Source organism: Priestia sp. FSL W8-0524 (assembly GCF_038005965.1).
In the GTDB taxonomy this organism is placed as follows: Bacteria; Bacillota; Bacilli; order Bacillales; family Bacillaceae_H; genus Priestia; species Priestia zanthoxyli.
Window position 1 is genome coordinate 29,891 of record NZ_JBBOUG010000001.1, and the last position, 15,192, is coordinate 45,082.

A 15,192-nucleotide genomic window follows, 5' to 3' on the forward strand; every position below is an offset into this window, starting at 1 on the left:
TATGTATGCTATTGAAACAAGTAAATTAACTAAAAAGTATGGATCTAAAACAATTGTTAATAGTATTAATTTGCAAGTCCCACAAGGAGAAATTTACGGATTTTTAGGGAGAAACGGAGCAGGGAAGTCTACATTTATTAATATGCTTACCGGCGTTTCATTCCCTTCAGCAGGAGAATTTACGCTGCTGGGACAGAGTGATATTGATTTAGAGCTTCAGAAGAAAATAGGTGTGCTTCCTGACTATGCTACCTTTTATGATGAGATGACGCCACTCAATCATTTGCGCTATTTTTTAAAGATAAACGGACATCGTTTTTCTAAAGAACACTGTAGTAATGTACTGAAGAAAGTAGGATTAGAAGGACATGACCACCAGAAAGTTGGAAAGTTTTCATTTGGAATGAAAAAGAAGTTAGGAATTGCTCAAGCGATTGTAACAGACCCAGATCTTATCTTTTTAGATGAACCAACTTCTGGAGTAGATATTGAATCTGCTCTCCACATTCATGAATTAATAAGAGAACTTCAAAATCAGGGTAAGACAATTTTTATGACGTCTCATAATTTAAATGAAGTTGAGAAGATTTGTACACGTGTAGCGATTATGAAAAATGGTGTTATTTTAGTAGAAGGGACAATAGAAGAACTGCGTTTTCAATACCAAGCGAAAAAAACGGTGATGATTAAACATGATCCTTACCCAAGCAGTCATAAAGAATATATTCAACAGTTTTTCCGTACGGTGAGTCCGGACGTGGAATACCATCACACGTACACAAAAGTGATGCTTCAAAAAGAGAGAAATATCCCTCTGATTATTCGCGAACTGATTCAATGTGGCATCGATATTTATCAAATTCACGTAGAAGAGCCTTCTTTAGAAGAAATCTTTTTGCAAAAAAACATCGTGGATCGTTCACAGGTAAGTTAATGGGCAAAAGTCCGTTGGCTTACTACTCATCCTGAATACGTTATTTATAAATACCAGTTAGGAAGCTTCTGACAAAAATATGTTCATTTTCGCAAGAAACTAATAAGATAGCTAATGACATTTAAAAATAAGAAAGGATTTCGATTATGTTATCAGCTATTAATTCAGTAGACTATACCATTTTCCATGCGGTGAATCAGTATGCCTCGCATGTGAAGTTTGTAGATTCGCTAATGGTATTCTTTGCAGATTATGCCCAGTATGTACTTATTGTTTTACTCGGCTTGTTTTTACTTATTAATAAAAACGGCAGCCGTGTTGTAGCATTCCAAGCTTTATGTGCTTGTGCCACAGGAGTCATTATCAATAAAGTGATTAGTTTATTTGCTTATCGAGATCGTCCGTTTATCTCTCACCACGTGAATCAGCTTATTGATCACGCCGCGAATTCTTCATTTCCAAGCGATCATGCTACATCTGCATTAGTTATCACTTTTACCATTTGGCTGCATTTCAAACGTTCAGGGCGCATGTGGGTTGTCATGGGTGCACTCATTGCATTTTCACGCGTATGGGTTGGCGTTCACTATCCATTCGATGTGTTAACAGGAGCCGTTTTAGGCTGCGTGCTGGCGCTGTTTATTCATTATGTTATTTTTAATACGAAACTGATGAGGGCTATTACCAACTTGTCTATTTTTCGAAAATCAGCTTATGACGAACAGTCTCAATATTATTAAGAAAAAGTCGCATATACGCGGCTTTTTTTATTGGAAAATTTTTAATGTATTTAACACTTGTTTTTTAAAATTAAATTGTGTACAATTAAATTACAGAAACGATAAATAAAAAATTTTAATAAAATTACTAAAAAAGAGGAGAGATTTATACATGAAAGCTTTATATGAAACGACAGTCGTTAACACAGGTGGAAGAACAGGAGAAGTTCATTCTTTAGATAATATCTTTAATTTAGACGTTGCAACACCTCCAGCGCTTGGTGGAGAAGCAACAACAGCAACAAACCCAGAGCAGCTATTTGCAGCTGGATACAGTGCTTGTTTCAACAGCGCGTTAGAATTTATGTTGAAAAAACATAACGTAGAAATTAAAAGCAGTGAAGTAAAAGCTACGGTTCAGCTGCTTCCAGATAAAGCTGATCAAGGAGTAAAAATTGCTGTAGCGCTTGAAGCTCATATCGAAGGCTTAGATTTAGAAACAGCGAAAAAATATGTAGACCTAGCTCACTCATACTGCCCGTATTCAAAAGCAATCAGCGGTAACGTAGACGTAACGGTAGAAGTAATTTAATTGCTTTAAAAATCCCTGCTAAGCATGTAAAGCTTAGCAGGGATTTTTTATTTGAATTTTCTCTATTCATTTGTAAGCGGTACTAGTATAATGAGGAAGAAAATGAATCATTCGCACAGTTTAGGTGCTCTTACATAGCGTAAGAGGTAACAGGGAATCGAGTGCAAATCTCGAGCGGTCCAGCCACTGTAAGCAGGGAGTTTTCTATCTTATCGTCACTCAAAACGGGGAAGGCGGTAGAAAATGATGATCTCAAGCCAGGAGACCTACCTATTCTGTACACTTGACTCTTCTAGGAAAGAGGCGGTGTATCAAGGTACGCAGTGAGCAATTACTGTTTATTTTCATATGCCGACACATCCTCAATTTCTATAGAATTGAGGCTTTTTTACGTTTTATTTTAAAAAAAGGAGTGTAGGAAATGGAAGGTTTATCAGTTTTTTTACTTGTCTTTTTATTAGGAATCAGGCACGGATTAGATGCAGATCACTTAGCTTTTATTGATGGCCAGACCCGATATAATTGGCGAATGGGCAGCCGTTTTGCCCCGTGGGTCGGAACGCTGTTTTCACTCGGTCATGGAGGAATGGTGGCCGTCACGGCCGGGGTGCTGGGCGTAGTGATGAAGAATTTTACGTTTCCAGCATATTTCGATCATTTTGCATCTTGGGTATCTATCATCTCTCTCTTTCTGATTGGGACATTAAACACATATCATTTGCTTCGAACTAAAAACAAAGAAGAAGAGTTTCAGGTGAGCGGGTTAAAAGGGAAGTTTATTCCGAAAATCGCAAAAGGAACAACGAATCCTTTTTTAATTATTCTTGTAGGAGCGCTGTTTGCCCTAGCGGCTGAAACGGTCAGTCAAACGGCCGTGTGGTCTCTAGCTGTAGGGAACGCAGGCAAATATACGCCGCTTTTATTAGGACTAGTATTTATGTTTGGTATGATGCTGACAGATACAATCGATTCACTGATTGTACATAAAATGGTGAATGAATCGAGTAAGTTTGGGCAATCTGCTTCCCGCTTGATGGGCTGGGTTATTGTTATCCTCGCATACGGGGTGTCCTTCTACTTAGCATTCACTTTCTTTAATCCATGGGCCGAAGTAAACTTTGAAATGGTTGGCGTTATTTTGTTTGTTTTTTTAGTGTCTATGTTTGTTTTTGTAAGTGTGAAGTCAAAAGGGAAAAATATCAAAATAAATGTCAATTAATAAAATGAAAGCTTTAATCTGTTGAAGATTGAAGCTTTTTTGTATAAATTTGTTGAAGTTTATGGCTATTTTCGGTCGGTTATGAATAAGTTAAAGTATTATCTGTATTTTAAGGATGGAAAATTGTCTGAAAACCATTATAATTAAGGATAATTTAAGGTCGTTATGTGAAACGTAGAACATACTCATACGTACGATAAATAAAAGCAGTGAATGCACAAGCAGCAGGGGTTGTTTGGAGGAGGAATTGATTTGAGTCAGGTAATGGTAGAACAAAGCGTATTTAGTTATTTAAAAGAACATGAACACGAGATGCTCGAAGATTTAGTTGGATTTGTGAAAAAAGAATCACCGTCCTACAGTAAAGAGTTAGTGGATCAGTGTGGAATGTATTTAACGCAGCTGTTTCAGAAGCGTTTAGGCGTAGGGTATGAAATCATAGAAGAAAAAGAAGTAGGAAACCACTTGAAATTTACGATTGGAGAAGGAGAGAAGCAGCTTTTAATTATCGGTCACTTTGACACGGTATGGGAAAAGGGAAGGCTGAGTCTAAGAACAGAAGGAAACAAGCTTTATGGTCCGGGAATTTTAGATATGAAAGGCGGCATTGTGCAATCAATATGGGCAATTAAAGCGATTCAAGAGCTCGGCTTAGAAATGGATAAAAAAATTGTGTTTTTCTGCAATTCAGATGAAGAGATTGGATCAATTTCCTCTAAAAAATATATAGAAGAAGAAGCACAAAGAAGTGAAGCAGTGCTAGTAGCAGAACCTGCGGTGGCGGGTTCAGGTGCGTTAAAAACGTCGCGCAAAGGAGCGGGGATTTTCACCGTAAAGGTGTGGGGACGAGCAGCCCACGCTGGTAATCACCACAAAGAAGGAATCAATGCTATTGAAGAGCTAGCGCGCCAAGTGATTTTTCTGCAGAGCTTAACCGATTATGAAAAAGGTACAACGGTGAACGTTGGGACATTTACCGGAGGCAGCGGTACAAATGTAGTGCCGGAATATGCAGAAGCGCACGTGGATTTACGTGTTTCTACAGAAGAAGAAGCAAAACGTATGACGGATATTATTTTGAATTTAACGCCCATTTTAAAAGGGATTAAGATTGAAGTAACAGGAGGCATGAACCGTCCTCCAATGGTTAAGTCTAAACAAACGGAAGAGTTATTTGAATGCGCTCAGTCAATTGCGGCCAAACTGGGTATGAAATTAGAAGAAGCAGCTGTTGGAGGCGGAAGTGATGGCAATTTTACAGCGGCCATTGGCATTCCCACATTGGATGGATTAGGAGCATGCGGAAAAGGAATACATGCAGAATATGAACATATTCAAATTGATACGTTGTCCGAGCGGTCTTCTTTATTTGCGAATTTGCTGCTTCAAATATAAAAAAAGCCCGCCTCAAACGGCGGGACTAACCTGAAAGCTTATATTGGGAGAGTATAAGCTTTCTTTTTTATTTACTGCTTTCTTCTTGAAGAGAAAAAGCAGTTTCTTTCTTTTTAAATACCACTTTATCAAGAGCAAGGAACTGGCTTCCTGCAAGAAATAGGTGAGCAGACATGGCAATTAAGGCAATATCAAACTCAAACCCGCCAACGAATCCGCTTTTAAGCTTGGCTGTAAAAATAGCGCCAAGCATAACTGCCACAAATAAAGCAGCTACGACTCTTGTTGCTAGACCAAGGATAATCAGAACCCCACCTACAAGTTCAATTGTTGCCACAATATATGCCATGAAACCAGGGATTCCTAAGCTATCGAAGAACCCTACTGTATTTTCAATCCCGCCTTGCCATTTTTGAAAGCCGTGTACTAAAAATGTAAAACCTAATACTAAACGAATAATAAGTGAACCAATTTCGACGTTTTTATTCACTTTACTTCCTCCTTTAAGTGTATTTGAAAAACACTACATTATGTAGTGTGAAAGCCCGAAAAAAGAAATGTAGCAATTAAATCAGAAAGTCTTTCTTATTTGGATAATTTTACAACATTATGAACACTACACTACACATTGTAGTGTGGTGTTTGTCCCCAGTCAAGTGAAAATATAAAATTAGACCATTTGGCATACGAAAAATTTCTGAAGGGCACTTGAAAAATCCTTTAATTATGTACAATTTAGTTCCTTATTTTCAATCTTATTCTCCAACATGCTATACTGATGGCGGAGGTGTTACGATGCGCTTAGAAAATAAAAGAGTTATTGCGCTTGTTAGTGCAGACTTTGAAGATCTAGAACTATGGTATCCAGTGATGCGTCTTCGCGAAGAAGGAGCAGAAGTACATTTAGTTGGAGAAAAAGCAAACGAAACGTACATGGGGAAATACGGTGTTCCAGCCGTATCGGACTACGCATTTAAAGATGTTGATCCAGCTGAATATGACGCTATTTTAGTACCTGGAGGCTGGGCGCCGGATAAACTGCGCCGCTACCCTGAAGTAATTGAAATGGTTCGTCATATGGATGAACAGCAAAAGCCAATCGGCCAAATCTGCCATGCAGGATGGGTATTAATCTCTGCAAAAATCTTAGATGGCCGAAACGTAACAAGTACGCCAGGAATCAAAGATGATATGGAAAATGCGGGAGCTATTTGGCATGATGAAGCAGTCGTAATCGACGGACACATCATTTCAAGCCGCCGTCCGCCAGATCTTCCTCCTTATGCAAAAGCATTTGCTGATGTACTAGCAGAGCAATAAGAAAAAAGCCGAAACCATATGGGACTGACCCCCTAGAGTGAGACAAATAAAAAACACCTTTAAGTTAAAAAACGGGTATGTAGTACCTAACAATAACTTGGAGGTGTTTTTTCTATGGGGACAAGAGTCAGTTATCCGGTAGAAATAAAATTAAAAGCGATTGAAATGAGATTAGCTGGTATACCTGTAAAAGAAGTATTGTCACAGCTGAATATTCGTAATCATACCCAATTGAAAACGTGGATGACATGGTATAAAAATGGAGAAATGCATCGATTTGGACAGCCTGTAGGCAAGCAGTATTCATATGGAAAAGGTCCTGAATTTAAAAGCGAGACGTCTAAGTTAGAGGCAGAGAACCGGCAGTTAAAGCAACAGATTGAGATCTTAAAAAAGTACAAGGAATTGGAAAGGAAGTGGTACCAGAAATTGTAGTAAACACAGTGGAAGAGCTAAAAGGTCAGGTGCCTATTTATCAAATCTGTTTACATCTTAATATCCCTCGATCCACTTACTATCGTTGGAAGCAACATACAAAACGGGATACATTAAAGAAATGGATGGAACAACAAGTTGGTGAACAATGTCATAAACACAAGTTTCGATATGGCTATCGAAAGATTACAGCATTACTCAATCGAACGATGAAGATTAATCATAAGTTTGTGCAGCGTGCCATGCAGAAGTATGGTTGGCAATGTCGCGTAAAACGGAAGAAACGTCAGCGAACAGGGCAACCTTATCAGGTTGCAGAGAATGTATTAAATCGTGAATTTCGAGCTGATCGTCCTCTTCAAAAACTAGTGACGGATATTACCTACTTGCCTTTTGGACCCAAACAGTTGTATCTTTCAAGTATTCAGGATTTATTTAACGGAGAAATCATTGCGTATTCCATTGGTGATTGTCAAAACGTAGCGTTTGTTTTAGATACGTTAAGTCAACTTCCTTCTTTGCCTGAAGGATGCACGCTGCATAGCGATCAAGGTTCCGTGTACACATCGTATGCTTATCAACAAAAAATCAAAGAAAGAGGCATTACCATGAGTATGTCCCGCAAAGGGACTCCCGCAGATAATGCCTCTATCGAATCGTTTCATTCCTCGCTAAAGTCTGAAACGTTCTACCTTGACGAGTTGACATATACTACGACCACCATCGTAGAGCAAACCGTCAAAAACTATATTACTTATTATAACAATGCCCGTATTCAAACAAAACTAAACAACCAGTCACCGGTACAATATCGGCAACTGGTCGTTTAAAAGGTGTTTTGATCCCTGTCTCAAAAACAGGGGTCAGTCCCATATTGGTTTTGGCTTTTTTATAAGATTCCCTAAAAAAAGAAATGATAAAGTAAATAAAAAATCATCATTAAAAAAGCGAGCAGATGCATCTGCTCGCTTTTGTTCGTGTTTCTTATCAGTAACTTGCTTTTTGCAAGTGTAAAAACAAAATGATTACTTTCTTTATAAAATCCATGATTACGGTTTTTGTATGTTTCGTTGTTGTTAGGGCACAATTAGCATTGATTGTGCTTGCATGGATTTCATCCATTGCCGCGGTTTGTTTTTCCACATGATCGATTAACCTAAACGACGCAAGCCCTACCTCTCTTGCATCCTTACGGCTCCGAAGCCGATCCAGTGTGAATAAGTTTTGTTCAAAGACATGTGTCGAATGCCAGTATTTTTACCTTGCATTGTACGATACATCCTTTCAAGTTACTTTCACTATGTCCAGCTCTTAAAGGAAAGCCAGAAATCTAAATATAACACTTCAGTTGATCTATGTCAAATAGAAAAAAGATTTTTTTCACGTGAAACAATTGCAGCTAAAACATGGTTAAGTAAAGGGTTATCCTTTTTATATAGAAGAGTTTTTTGATACGATAAGCTAGAGGAATCCTAGAGGAGGATGAACAATGAACAAAAATGAACAGTTTCGAAATGATGTATTGAACAGTGTAGAATCATTAACATATGAACAATTAAATCAGCAGCCAGCATCTAATACATGGAGCGTTATGCAAGTATTAGAACATTTATATTTGATGGAGCGCATGATTGTTTCACGTGTAAAGGATCAGTTAGAAAACGGTGTAGATCAGCCAACCGAAGATAAGCCGTTTCATTTAGCGGTAGACCGTTCTCGAAAAGTAGATGCACCGGCTCAAGTTACGCCTTCTAATGAAAAGCAGACATTAGAAGAAATGAAGAGTAAGCTGGCGGAATCAAGAGCGGCTTTAGTAGAGTTAGAAGAAACAGCCAGTGAAGAAAACCTAAAGCAAAAATCGTTTCCACATCCTGTGTTTGGGTTAATGGATTTAAAGCAATGGATTGATTTTATTGGCTATCATGAAAAGCGTCATCAAGAACAAATAGAAGAAATCAAAACAGCAATTGGCGCATAAAAAAAACAGGCATTCCGCCTGTTTTTTTATTTTTGGACCAAAATAGGATAATCCGACATCATCCATATCCCAACACTGTATGTTTGGGGATTATGGTTCCCTACGGTAGAGCCTGTTTGGATGGTAAATGAGAGTTGCAGAGGGTCTTGATCGTAATAAATTGTTTGCTTGGTGGAAGGGGAATAGAGTCGCTTCGGAGGGATTTTAGGAACCGTATCCGTCGTGTTAACAAAACAGCGGCTATTTGAAACAAGATTTGTGTATGTTTGAACGAATTGAGGATCCCCTACTCGAGGAGCTCCGTAGTTGTACATTGTAACTTCCGGAAAAGATGCGTTTGTGGCGACATCCAAGGCATGAAGAGCAGCGAGTGCGCCACCTAGGCTATGACCCGTTATATAAATGGGCTTGGTGGGAAGGGATTTATATGTTTCAAAAATTTCATCACGGCATGATTCGTAAACAGCTAAAAAACCTTCGTGGACGAGACCCGCTTGTTGATTGTATGGATAAGGGCGCTGCCGAATGCGAGCATCAGCAATCCAGTCTGCCTCAGATTGAGTTCCTCGAAAGGCAATCACAATGGCTTCATCAGATTCTAAAATAAAACCAAACCATTCTTGCACCCCTACGGCAGAAGCTTTAAACGATTTAATAAGCCGGTAGCCTTCAGGTACATCAAATGTGCCTCCCTGTGCGTATTGCTTATAAGCTAAGACGCACGCATAAAGAAGGTCTAGAGCTAAAGAACGATAAAATAAAGGCTCGATTCTCATCATTGTTTTTCACACCTTCTAATAGAAAATAACTCCTATAGCCTATGTGTTCTTGAGAAGAAAGGTGCAGATATCTCTTTTTTGAGAGCAATAATTATGGAATGTAAACGATTTCTTATTGGATGTTTTTGAGGGGTTTATAACTTTTTTTGTGTATTTTAACTAAAAAACAAGTTTTAATTTAGAGTTTTATTGTTAAAATTTATAATTTAACTTATAATTTAAAATAGTCTGAATAAAAAATAAGGGGGTTATCGTTTGGAGCAATTTGTAACGAGTTTGAATAATGTGCTATGGAGCACGCCTGTTATTTATGGGTGTCTTGCGATTGGCCTGTTTTTCTCGATTTTAACAAGGTTTTTACAGGTACGACACTTAAAAGACATGGTTATGCTGATGTTTCAGGGTAAAAGCTCAGAAGCAGGAGTTTCTTCCTTCCAAGCCCTGTCTTTAGCGCTGTCGGGACGAGTCGGAACAGGAAACATTGCTGGAGTGGCAACAGCTATCGCTTTTGGAGGTCCAGGAGCTGTATTTTGGATGTGGGCAGTTGCTTTTATTGGTGCTTCTAGTGCATTCATCGAATCAACACTTGCTCAAATTTATAAAGTTAAACAAGATGGCCAATATCGAGGTGGTCCGGCGTACTATATTGAAAAAGGAACAGGTATGAAATGGTATGGCATTTTATTTGCTATTGCAGCACTTGTTGCGATGAGTATCCTAATGCCGGGCGTTCAGTCTAACTCCATCGCGCTTGGCATCGACAATGCATTTGGCGTTAGTCCAACGGTTACAGCAGTAGGATTAGTTATTATTCTTGCTTTTATTATTTTTGGAGGCGTTAAGCGTATTGCAGGGGTAGCTCAATTCGTTGTACCTTTTATGGCACTTGGGTATATTATTTTAGCTCTTATTATTATTGCCATGAACATTTCGGAGTTGCCGGGAGTTATCGCTCTTATTTTTAAAAGTGCTTTTGCATTAGATTCTGCTTTTGGAGGAATCGTTGGTTTAGCTGTTTCTTGGGGAGTGAAGCGCGGCATTTATTCAAACGAAGCAGGACAAGGAACGGGGCCGCACGCAGCAGCTGCAGCAGAAGTTTCACACCCGGCGAAACAAGGTCTTGTACAAGCTTTTTCGGTTTATATTGATACACTGTTCGTTTGTTCAGCAACAGCGTTTATGATTTTATTCACAGGCATGTACAACACGGAAGGACCGGGAGGTTCATTTATTATTTCAAATTTACCGGGTGTAGAAGCAGGACCTGGATTTACACAAGCTGCTATTGAAACAGTGTTGCCGGGGTTTGGAGCTGGCTTCGTGGCAGTTGCCCTATTCTTTTTCGCGTTTACAACGATCATGGCTTATTATTACATTGCTGAAACAAATATTGCTTATCTAACTCGCGGAAAGAACGGAAAGTGGGCTATGTTTGCATTAAAACTTGTCCTGCTGGGAGCTACGTTCTACGGGTCAGTGAAACAAGCCTCATTAGCTTGGGCGTTAGGTGATGCAGGACTTGGTATTATGGTATGGCTAAATTTAATTGCTATCTTAATTTTAGCTAAGCCTGCGTTAGTTGCATTAAAAGACTATGAAGCTCAGAAAAAACAAGGGGTAGACCCCGTATTTGATCCTGTTAAGTTAGGAATTAAAAATGCGGACTACTGGGAGAAAGAATATAAGAAAGATGAGTCACAAGTTTCGTAAACGAGAAAATCCTCACATATGTGAGGATTTTTTTATGAAGAAAGTGAGACAGGCGAATTGTTTAAGTTATAGCGTTCCTTCAAACGATGAATACGGTGTAGTTCTTCAAGCAGGTGATGAATCGCAAGAAGTTCGTACAGCATGGTTGTTTCTGTTGAAAAAGGCTGATCCACTCTGTTTTCTTCCTGCTTATGTGCCCAAAACCTTTGTTTTAAAGTCAAAACAAGCGTTTGATGCTGCAAAGAGCTTTTATATTGTTCATTTTGTAAGACGTTATGAAAGGAAGTGAAAGTGTCCCAAATCACTTGATGTTTTGCACTTTGCAGCTGATGAGCGGGCAAATAAATTAAATTACCAATATGGTAGACAAGCTGCCTCATAAGAGAAAGTTTCTTATATTCATAGTGGAATTTTCTCATAGCTGTACGAGTGAAATGATGAAATTTCCATTCTTTTCGCTGATACTCACAAAGCGTCTCAATTTTTTCAATTTCAGCAGAAAGCTGCTGAAATTGAAGCTTTGTTTGTTTATGACAAGCGTGTACTTGAGAAAGTTCGCTTCCTCTTTGCTGTAAGACGCTACTCATTTGTTTTGAGAGATTTTGAATTTTCCTCGTAATAATCGGTGTATAATTAGGAGGAAGAACAATGATATTTACAAGTGAAGAAGTAAGCAGCCCAATACTAGTGGTCGCTAGGCGAATTAAAAATGATATGAAATAATGGTCGTGCACAATCGTCAGCATAGCCACTCCTGTTAGCGTTGCAACGAGTGTTCCGGCATGTAAACGCAATTTATAACAGGATATAATAGTAGAAACAGCAACAAGCATATAGGTAAGCGGCGTTACGCCTAAAAGAAATGTGTAAATCATGGCAAAAGCAGCTCCAATTGCTGAAGCAGGAAAGCGAATGAACGCTTTTTTGATAGAATCCGCAGCGGTTGGTTCAATCGTAACAATGGCTGTAATAACAGCGAGCATATACGGCCAGCCAACGGACTGACAAATGAGTGCAGTCAAAAAAACGGCAATGCCTGTTTTAATAATACGACCGCCTAAAAAATTAAATTTTTTTACGTTAATCATTATGCATACCTTCTTTAAAACAGTTAGTAGTTTAATTATAAGGCATATTAAGGTGATAGGAAAACACGTCTTAAAAACTAGCTTTCAAAAAACGAATAAATATACTATAATTTGTTTAAATATTTAAAAGGGGAGTACAACTAATGAAACAATTAATAAATGAAACAATTAATAAATTACAGGATACATTTTATGATGTAAGCAAATATATTGGACAAAATCCTGAGCTTGGCCATAAAGAATTTAAGGCTTGCAAAGCATTAACAGATGTTTTAAAAGAACAAGGGTTCACAGTTGAAATTGGTACATGTGACTTGCCAACGGCTTTTACCGCTGTTTATGACAGTCAAAAGCCAGGTCCATCGATTGGGTTTATGGCAGAGTACGATGCTTTGCCGGATCTCGGACACGCATGCGGACATAACTTAATTGGAACCATGTCAATTGCCGCTGGTATTGGTCTGAGTAAAGCAGTCGCAGAAACGGGCGGTAAAATATACGTATACGGAACGCCTGCAGAGGAAACACGAGGCGGCAAAGTAACGATGGCTGAACAAGGTATTTTTAATCATTTAGACGTAGCTATGATGGTGCACCCTTATTACTGTCATCAAAAAAGCGGGCGTTCTCTTGCGATGGATGCGATTCAGTTTGAGTTCTTCGGAAAATCTGCACATGCAGCCGCTGCCCCTCATGAAGGAATCAATGCGCTAGACGGTGTATTACAAACGTTCAATAGCATTAATGCGCTTCGCCAGCATGTGAAGCCGGATGTACGTATTCATGGAGTGATTACAGAGGGTGGCAAGGCGGCCAACGTTGTACCGGATTATGCAGTAGCACAATTTTATGTTCGCGCTTCAACTCGTGCATATGTAGATGAAGTAACAGATAAGGTGAAGGCATGTGCACATGGTGCTGCTTTAGCGACGGGAACAAAATTAAAAATCTCAAACTATGAGTTTTCTTATGATGATATGCAAACGAATCAAACATTATCCGACGTCTATACAAATAATCTCATCTCATTAGGTGTGAGCGAGCAAAGCATTACGGAAGACCAAGGCGATCATGGATCTTTAGATATGGGGAATGTGAGTCAGGTTGTTCCGGCTATTCATCCGTATATTCAAATTTGTGATGATTATTTTGTTTGTCATACGCACGAATTTAGAGAAGCAGCTTTAAGTGAGCAAGGAAGAGAAGCAATGATACTTGGTGCAAAAACAATGGCATTAACAGGGTATGACGTATTAACCAATCAAACGCTGCTCCAAAAAATTAAAGAAGAATTTAATGCTACAAAGTAAGAGATAATAATAAAACCATACTAAATAATACGCTTGCCACTGCAAGCGTATTATTTAGTATGAGAAGTGGGACTGAATGGTTCGAAAAATTTGACCGTGGCGCTGTTCATCGCTCGCAGCTCGAACAATGCGGCTTTGAATTCGAGCATTTGTGATTCTTCTAGCGATTGATTGATAAAATGGAACGGTTTCTACTTCATCTTTAATGGATTCAGAGACCCCTTCTTGAAAAGTATTTGGCAGTTTTATGTTTAATGAAATCTGTGGGTAGCTGCCTGATAAATCATAATAGGCTTTAGAAAACCAGTCAAAGTGTTTAATTTCATCCTGCCGAATACCTAATATAGCTTGTTGAAACTGATCATTAGGAGCCAGCTCTGCTAGGCGTGTATAGTAGTGAATAGCAGAAAACTCATCGTTTACAGCTTTGTTTATATCTCTTAAAAGCTGTTCGTCTAGTCTTGTATCATCTTCCCAATATTCTTCATGCCGGGAGTAAAATTCATACATATGGATATACCTCCTCACCGTCTTGTTCTCTTGTCGTCACCATCATCGTATGTATAGACAAGAAAAGGCGTACATTAAAAGAAAAAAGTTTAACAAAATGGTAAAAAGGGTATGTGCAGAGAATAGTATCAAAAAAGACAGAGGTTATCTTATGATTAAAATTGTAGCTAAAACCAAAGAAGGAGCTATTAAAGAGATAGAAATGAATGAGATTCGTTCAAGCCATGACTTTCAATGGTATTGGGTTGATTTTTACAATCCCACCGAGGAAGAAAAAAAGCAGCTTGAACAATTTAATTTTCATCCTTTAGCAGTTGAGGACTGTTTGAATCAAGGTCAGCGGGCTAAATTTGAGTTGTATGATGAGCATTATTTTTTAGTGTATTATGCACTTCATAAAGAAGAGCTTGAGCACTTAGAAGTATCTGCATTTGTGGGGGATAACTTTTTAGTCACTTACCACTTGGACAAGCTAACGAGCGTGGCTAGAGTGTGGGAGCTTATCAAAAAAGACCCTGAGGCTACCGAAGATGGAACATGGGATATCATGTATGAACTCTTAGATCATACCGTTGATGAATACTTCCCTGTGCTTTATAAATTTGAAGATCACATAGACGACATTGAAGACAATGCAAAAGACGAACCTATGGATGAACTAATGAGGCAGCTTTATGACATCCGAAGTGATTTGTCACGAATGCGCCGGATTTTAAACCCCATGAGAGATTTAATGTATCGTATTATGTCAACCAATGCGTTAAAAGCAAAAGAGCAGGTTCGCTATTTTAATGATATTTATGACCACCTATTAAATATGATTGAAATTATGCAAGCAAGCAGGGATTTGTCAAATGATATTCGAGAAAGCTTTATGTCCATCAACTCGGATCGTATGAATTCAATCATGTTTACGCTAACGCTGATGTCAGCTATTTTCTTACCGTTGACGTTTATTGCTGGCCTCTATGGCATGAACTTTTCATATATGCCGGAACTGACGGGAAAATATAATTATTTTATTGTACTGGGCATTATGATTGGGCTTGTAGGCGTAATGGTCTTTGCCTTTTATAAAATGGGATGGTTCAAATATCGAAAAGGACCTAAACTATAAAGTAGATTGTTAACCTTCCTGTATAAATGTTCATCAACTCAGTAAAAATGAAATTAAATAAGCGAAGATCTTATCTGCCTCTAGAT

At 38.5% G+C, this 15,192-nt stretch carries 16 protein-coding genes and 1 riboswitch; of the genes, 11 read left to right on the forward strand and 5 right to left on the reverse strand.

The features are described 5' to 3' along the window. Position 1 precedes the first annotated feature (1 nt). The 5 genes from NST66_RS00145 to NST66_RS00165 all read left to right on the forward strand — a co-directional run bounded on the left by NST66_RS00145 (position 2) and on the right by NST66_RS00165 (position 4,859). Positions 2-934: an ABC transporter ATP-binding protein gene (locus tag NST66_RS00145; RefSeq protein ID WP_340843017.1), complete on the forward strand. Its 933-nt coding sequence runs from the start codon at positions 2-4 to the stop codon at positions 932-934. A 146-nt stretch (positions 935-1,080) separates the two neighbouring features. Then, positions 1,081-1,674 carry an undecaprenyl-diphosphatase gene (locus NST66_RS00150; protein WP_033580715.1) on the forward strand — a complete coding sequence of 198 codons (594 nt, stop codon included), beginning with the start codon at positions 1,081-1,083 and terminating at the stop codon, positions 1,672-1,674. A gap of 151 nt (positions 1,675-1,825) precedes the next feature. Beyond that, positions 1,826-2,245, forward strand: coding sequence for an organic hydroperoxide resistance protein (locus NST66_RS00155; RefSeq protein ID WP_014461895.1), 420 nt, complete (start codon positions 1,826-1,828; stop codon positions 2,243-2,245). Positions 2,246-2,350: 105 nt separating this feature from the next. After that, positions 2,351-2,533: riboswitch (cobalamin riboswitch) on the forward strand. A 133-nt stretch (positions 2,534-2,666) separates the two neighbouring features. Then, the gene (locus NST66_RS00160) at positions 2,667-3,464 is read left to right on the forward strand and encodes a HoxN/HupN/NixA family nickel/cobalt transporter (protein WP_047751749.1); all 798 of its coding nucleotides are present in this window, start codon (positions 2,667-2,669) and stop codon (positions 3,462-3,464) included. A 231-nt stretch (positions 3,465-3,695) separates the two neighbouring features. Continuing rightward, positions 3,696-4,859: a M20 family metallopeptidase gene (locus NST66_RS00165; RefSeq protein WP_155008638.1), complete on the forward strand. Its 1,164-nt coding sequence runs from the start codon at positions 3,696-3,698 to the stop codon at positions 4,857-4,859. 67 nt (positions 4,860-4,926) lie between these two features. Here the strand turns inward: NST66_RS00165 and NST66_RS00170 are convergent, their stop codons facing one another. After that, the gene (locus NST66_RS00170) at positions 4,927-5,349 is read right to left on the reverse strand and encodes a DoxX family protein (protein ID WP_033580717.1); all 423 of its coding nucleotides are present in this window, start codon (positions 5,347-5,349) and stop codon (positions 4,927-4,929) included. Positions 5,350-5,654: 305 nt separating this feature from the next. On the opposite strand from NST66_RS00170, the gene NST66_RS00175 reads away from it, so the two are divergent. Beyond that, positions 5,655-6,179, forward strand: coding sequence for a type 1 glutamine amidotransferase domain-containing protein (locus tag NST66_RS00175; RefSeq protein WP_013055087.1), 525 nt, complete (start codon positions 5,655-5,657; stop codon positions 6,177-6,179). 114 nt (positions 6,180-6,293) lie between these two features. Beyond that, positions 6,294-7,444 (forward strand): IS3 family transposase gene (locus NST66_RS00180; RefSeq protein WP_310878861.1). Its coding sequence is split into 2 segments (ribosomal slippage): positions 6,294-6,564 and positions 6,564-7,444, totalling 1,152 coding nucleotides; the frame shifts between segments, so codons are not numbered across the junction. Between the two features lie 157 nt (positions 7,445-7,601). Here NST66_RS00180 and NST66_RS00185 read toward each other — a convergent pair. After that, complete coding sequence (locus NST66_RS00185; RefSeq protein ID WP_014461889.1) at positions 7,602-7,757, reverse strand: hypothetical protein; 156 nt, start codon at positions 7,755-7,757, stop codon at positions 7,602-7,604. 346 nt (positions 7,758-8,103) lie between these two features. Between NST66_RS00185 and NST66_RS00190 the strand changes: the two genes are divergently transcribed. Next, positions 8,104-8,592, forward strand: a complete 489-nt coding sequence (locus NST66_RS00190) for a DinB family protein (protein WP_033580719.1) — start codon at positions 8,104-8,106, stop codon at positions 8,590-8,592. Positions 8,593-8,618: 26 nt separating this feature from the next. Here the strand turns inward: NST66_RS00190 and NST66_RS00195 are convergent, their stop codons facing one another. Next, a complete protein-coding gene (locus tag NST66_RS00195) occupies positions 8,619-9,371 on the reverse strand; it encodes a lipase family protein (protein ID WP_033580720.1) in 753 nt (250 codons plus the stop codon). Positions 9,372-9,626: 255 nt separating this feature from the next. Between NST66_RS00195 and NST66_RS00200 the strand changes: the two genes are divergently transcribed. Beyond that, on the forward strand, positions 9,627-11,081 hold the full coding sequence (locus tag NST66_RS00200; RefSeq protein WP_028412486.1) for an alanine/glycine:cation symporter family protein: 1,455 nt from the start codon (positions 9,627-9,629) through the stop codon (positions 11,079-11,081). A 32-nt stretch (positions 11,082-11,113) separates the two neighbouring features. Here NST66_RS00200 and NST66_RS00205 read toward each other — a convergent pair whose 3' ends face one another. Then, complete coding sequence (locus tag NST66_RS00205; protein WP_033580721.1) at positions 11,114-12,169, reverse strand: aromatic acid exporter family protein; 1,056 nt, start codon at positions 12,167-12,169, stop codon at positions 11,114-11,116. Positions 12,170-12,312: 143 nt separating this feature from the next. Between NST66_RS00205 and NST66_RS00210 the strand changes: the two genes are divergently transcribed. After that, on the forward strand, positions 12,313-13,479 hold the full coding sequence (locus NST66_RS00210) for a M20 family metallopeptidase (RefSeq protein WP_033580722.1): 1,167 nt from the start codon (positions 12,313-12,315) through the stop codon (positions 13,477-13,479). 54 nt (positions 13,480-13,533) lie between these two features. Here NST66_RS00210 and NST66_RS00215 read toward each other — a convergent pair whose 3' ends face one another. After that, entirely contained in the window at positions 13,534-13,989 is a 456-nt protein-coding gene (locus NST66_RS00215; protein ID WP_028412483.1) for a ferritin-like domain-containing protein, read from the reverse strand. 151 nt (positions 13,990-14,140) lie between these two features. Between NST66_RS00215 and corA the strand changes: the two genes are divergently transcribed. After that, on the forward strand, positions 14,141-15,106 hold the full coding sequence (gene corA, locus NST66_RS00220) for a magnesium/cobalt transporter CorA (RefSeq protein ID WP_028412482.1): 966 nt from the start codon (positions 14,141-14,143) through the stop codon (positions 15,104-15,106). Positions 15,107-15,192: the final 86 nt, after the last annotated feature.

Excerpts from the sequence above, each read along its gene's own strand:
- corA (WP_028412482.1), top strand. The coding sequence starts at position 14,141 with ATGATTAAAATTGTAGCTAAAACCAAAGAAGGAGCTATTAAAGAGATA.
- NST66_RS00195 (WP_033580720.1), bottom strand. The coding sequence starts at position 9,371 with ATGATGAGAATCGAGCCTTTATTTTATCGTTCTTTAGCTCTAGACCTT.
- NST66_RS00145 (WP_340843017.1), top strand. The coding sequence starts at position 2 with ATGTATGCTATTGAAACAAGTAAATTAACTAAAAAGTATGGATCTAAA.
- NST66_RS00210 (WP_033580722.1), top strand. The coding sequence starts at position 12,313 with ATGAAACAATTAATAAATGAAACAATTAATAAATTACAGGATACATTT.
- NST66_RS00175 (WP_013055087.1), top strand. The coding sequence starts at position 5,655 with ATGCGCTTAGAAAATAAAAGAGTTATTGCGCTTGTTAGTGCAGACTTT.
- NST66_RS00150 (WP_033580715.1), top strand. The coding sequence starts at position 1,081 with ATGTTATCAGCTATTAATTCAGTAGACTATACCATTTTCCATGCGGTG.
- NST66_RS00215 (WP_028412483.1), bottom strand. The coding sequence starts at position 13,989 with ATGTATGAATTTTACTCCCGGCATGAAGAATATTGGGAAGATGATACA.
- NST66_RS00160 (WP_047751749.1), top strand. The coding sequence starts at position 2,667 with ATGGAAGGTTTATCAGTTTTTTTACTTGTCTTTTTATTAGGAATCAGG.
- NST66_RS00205 (WP_033580721.1), bottom strand. The coding sequence starts at position 12,169 with ATGATTAACGTAAAAAAATTTAATTTTTTAGGCGGTCGTATTATTAAA.
- NST66_RS00190 (WP_033580719.1), top strand. The coding sequence starts at position 8,104 with ATGAACAAAAATGAACAGTTTCGAAATGATGTATTGAACAGTGTAGAA.
- NST66_RS00155 (WP_014461895.1), top strand. The coding sequence starts at position 1,826 with ATGAAAGCTTTATATGAAACGACAGTCGTTAACACAGGTGGAAGAACA.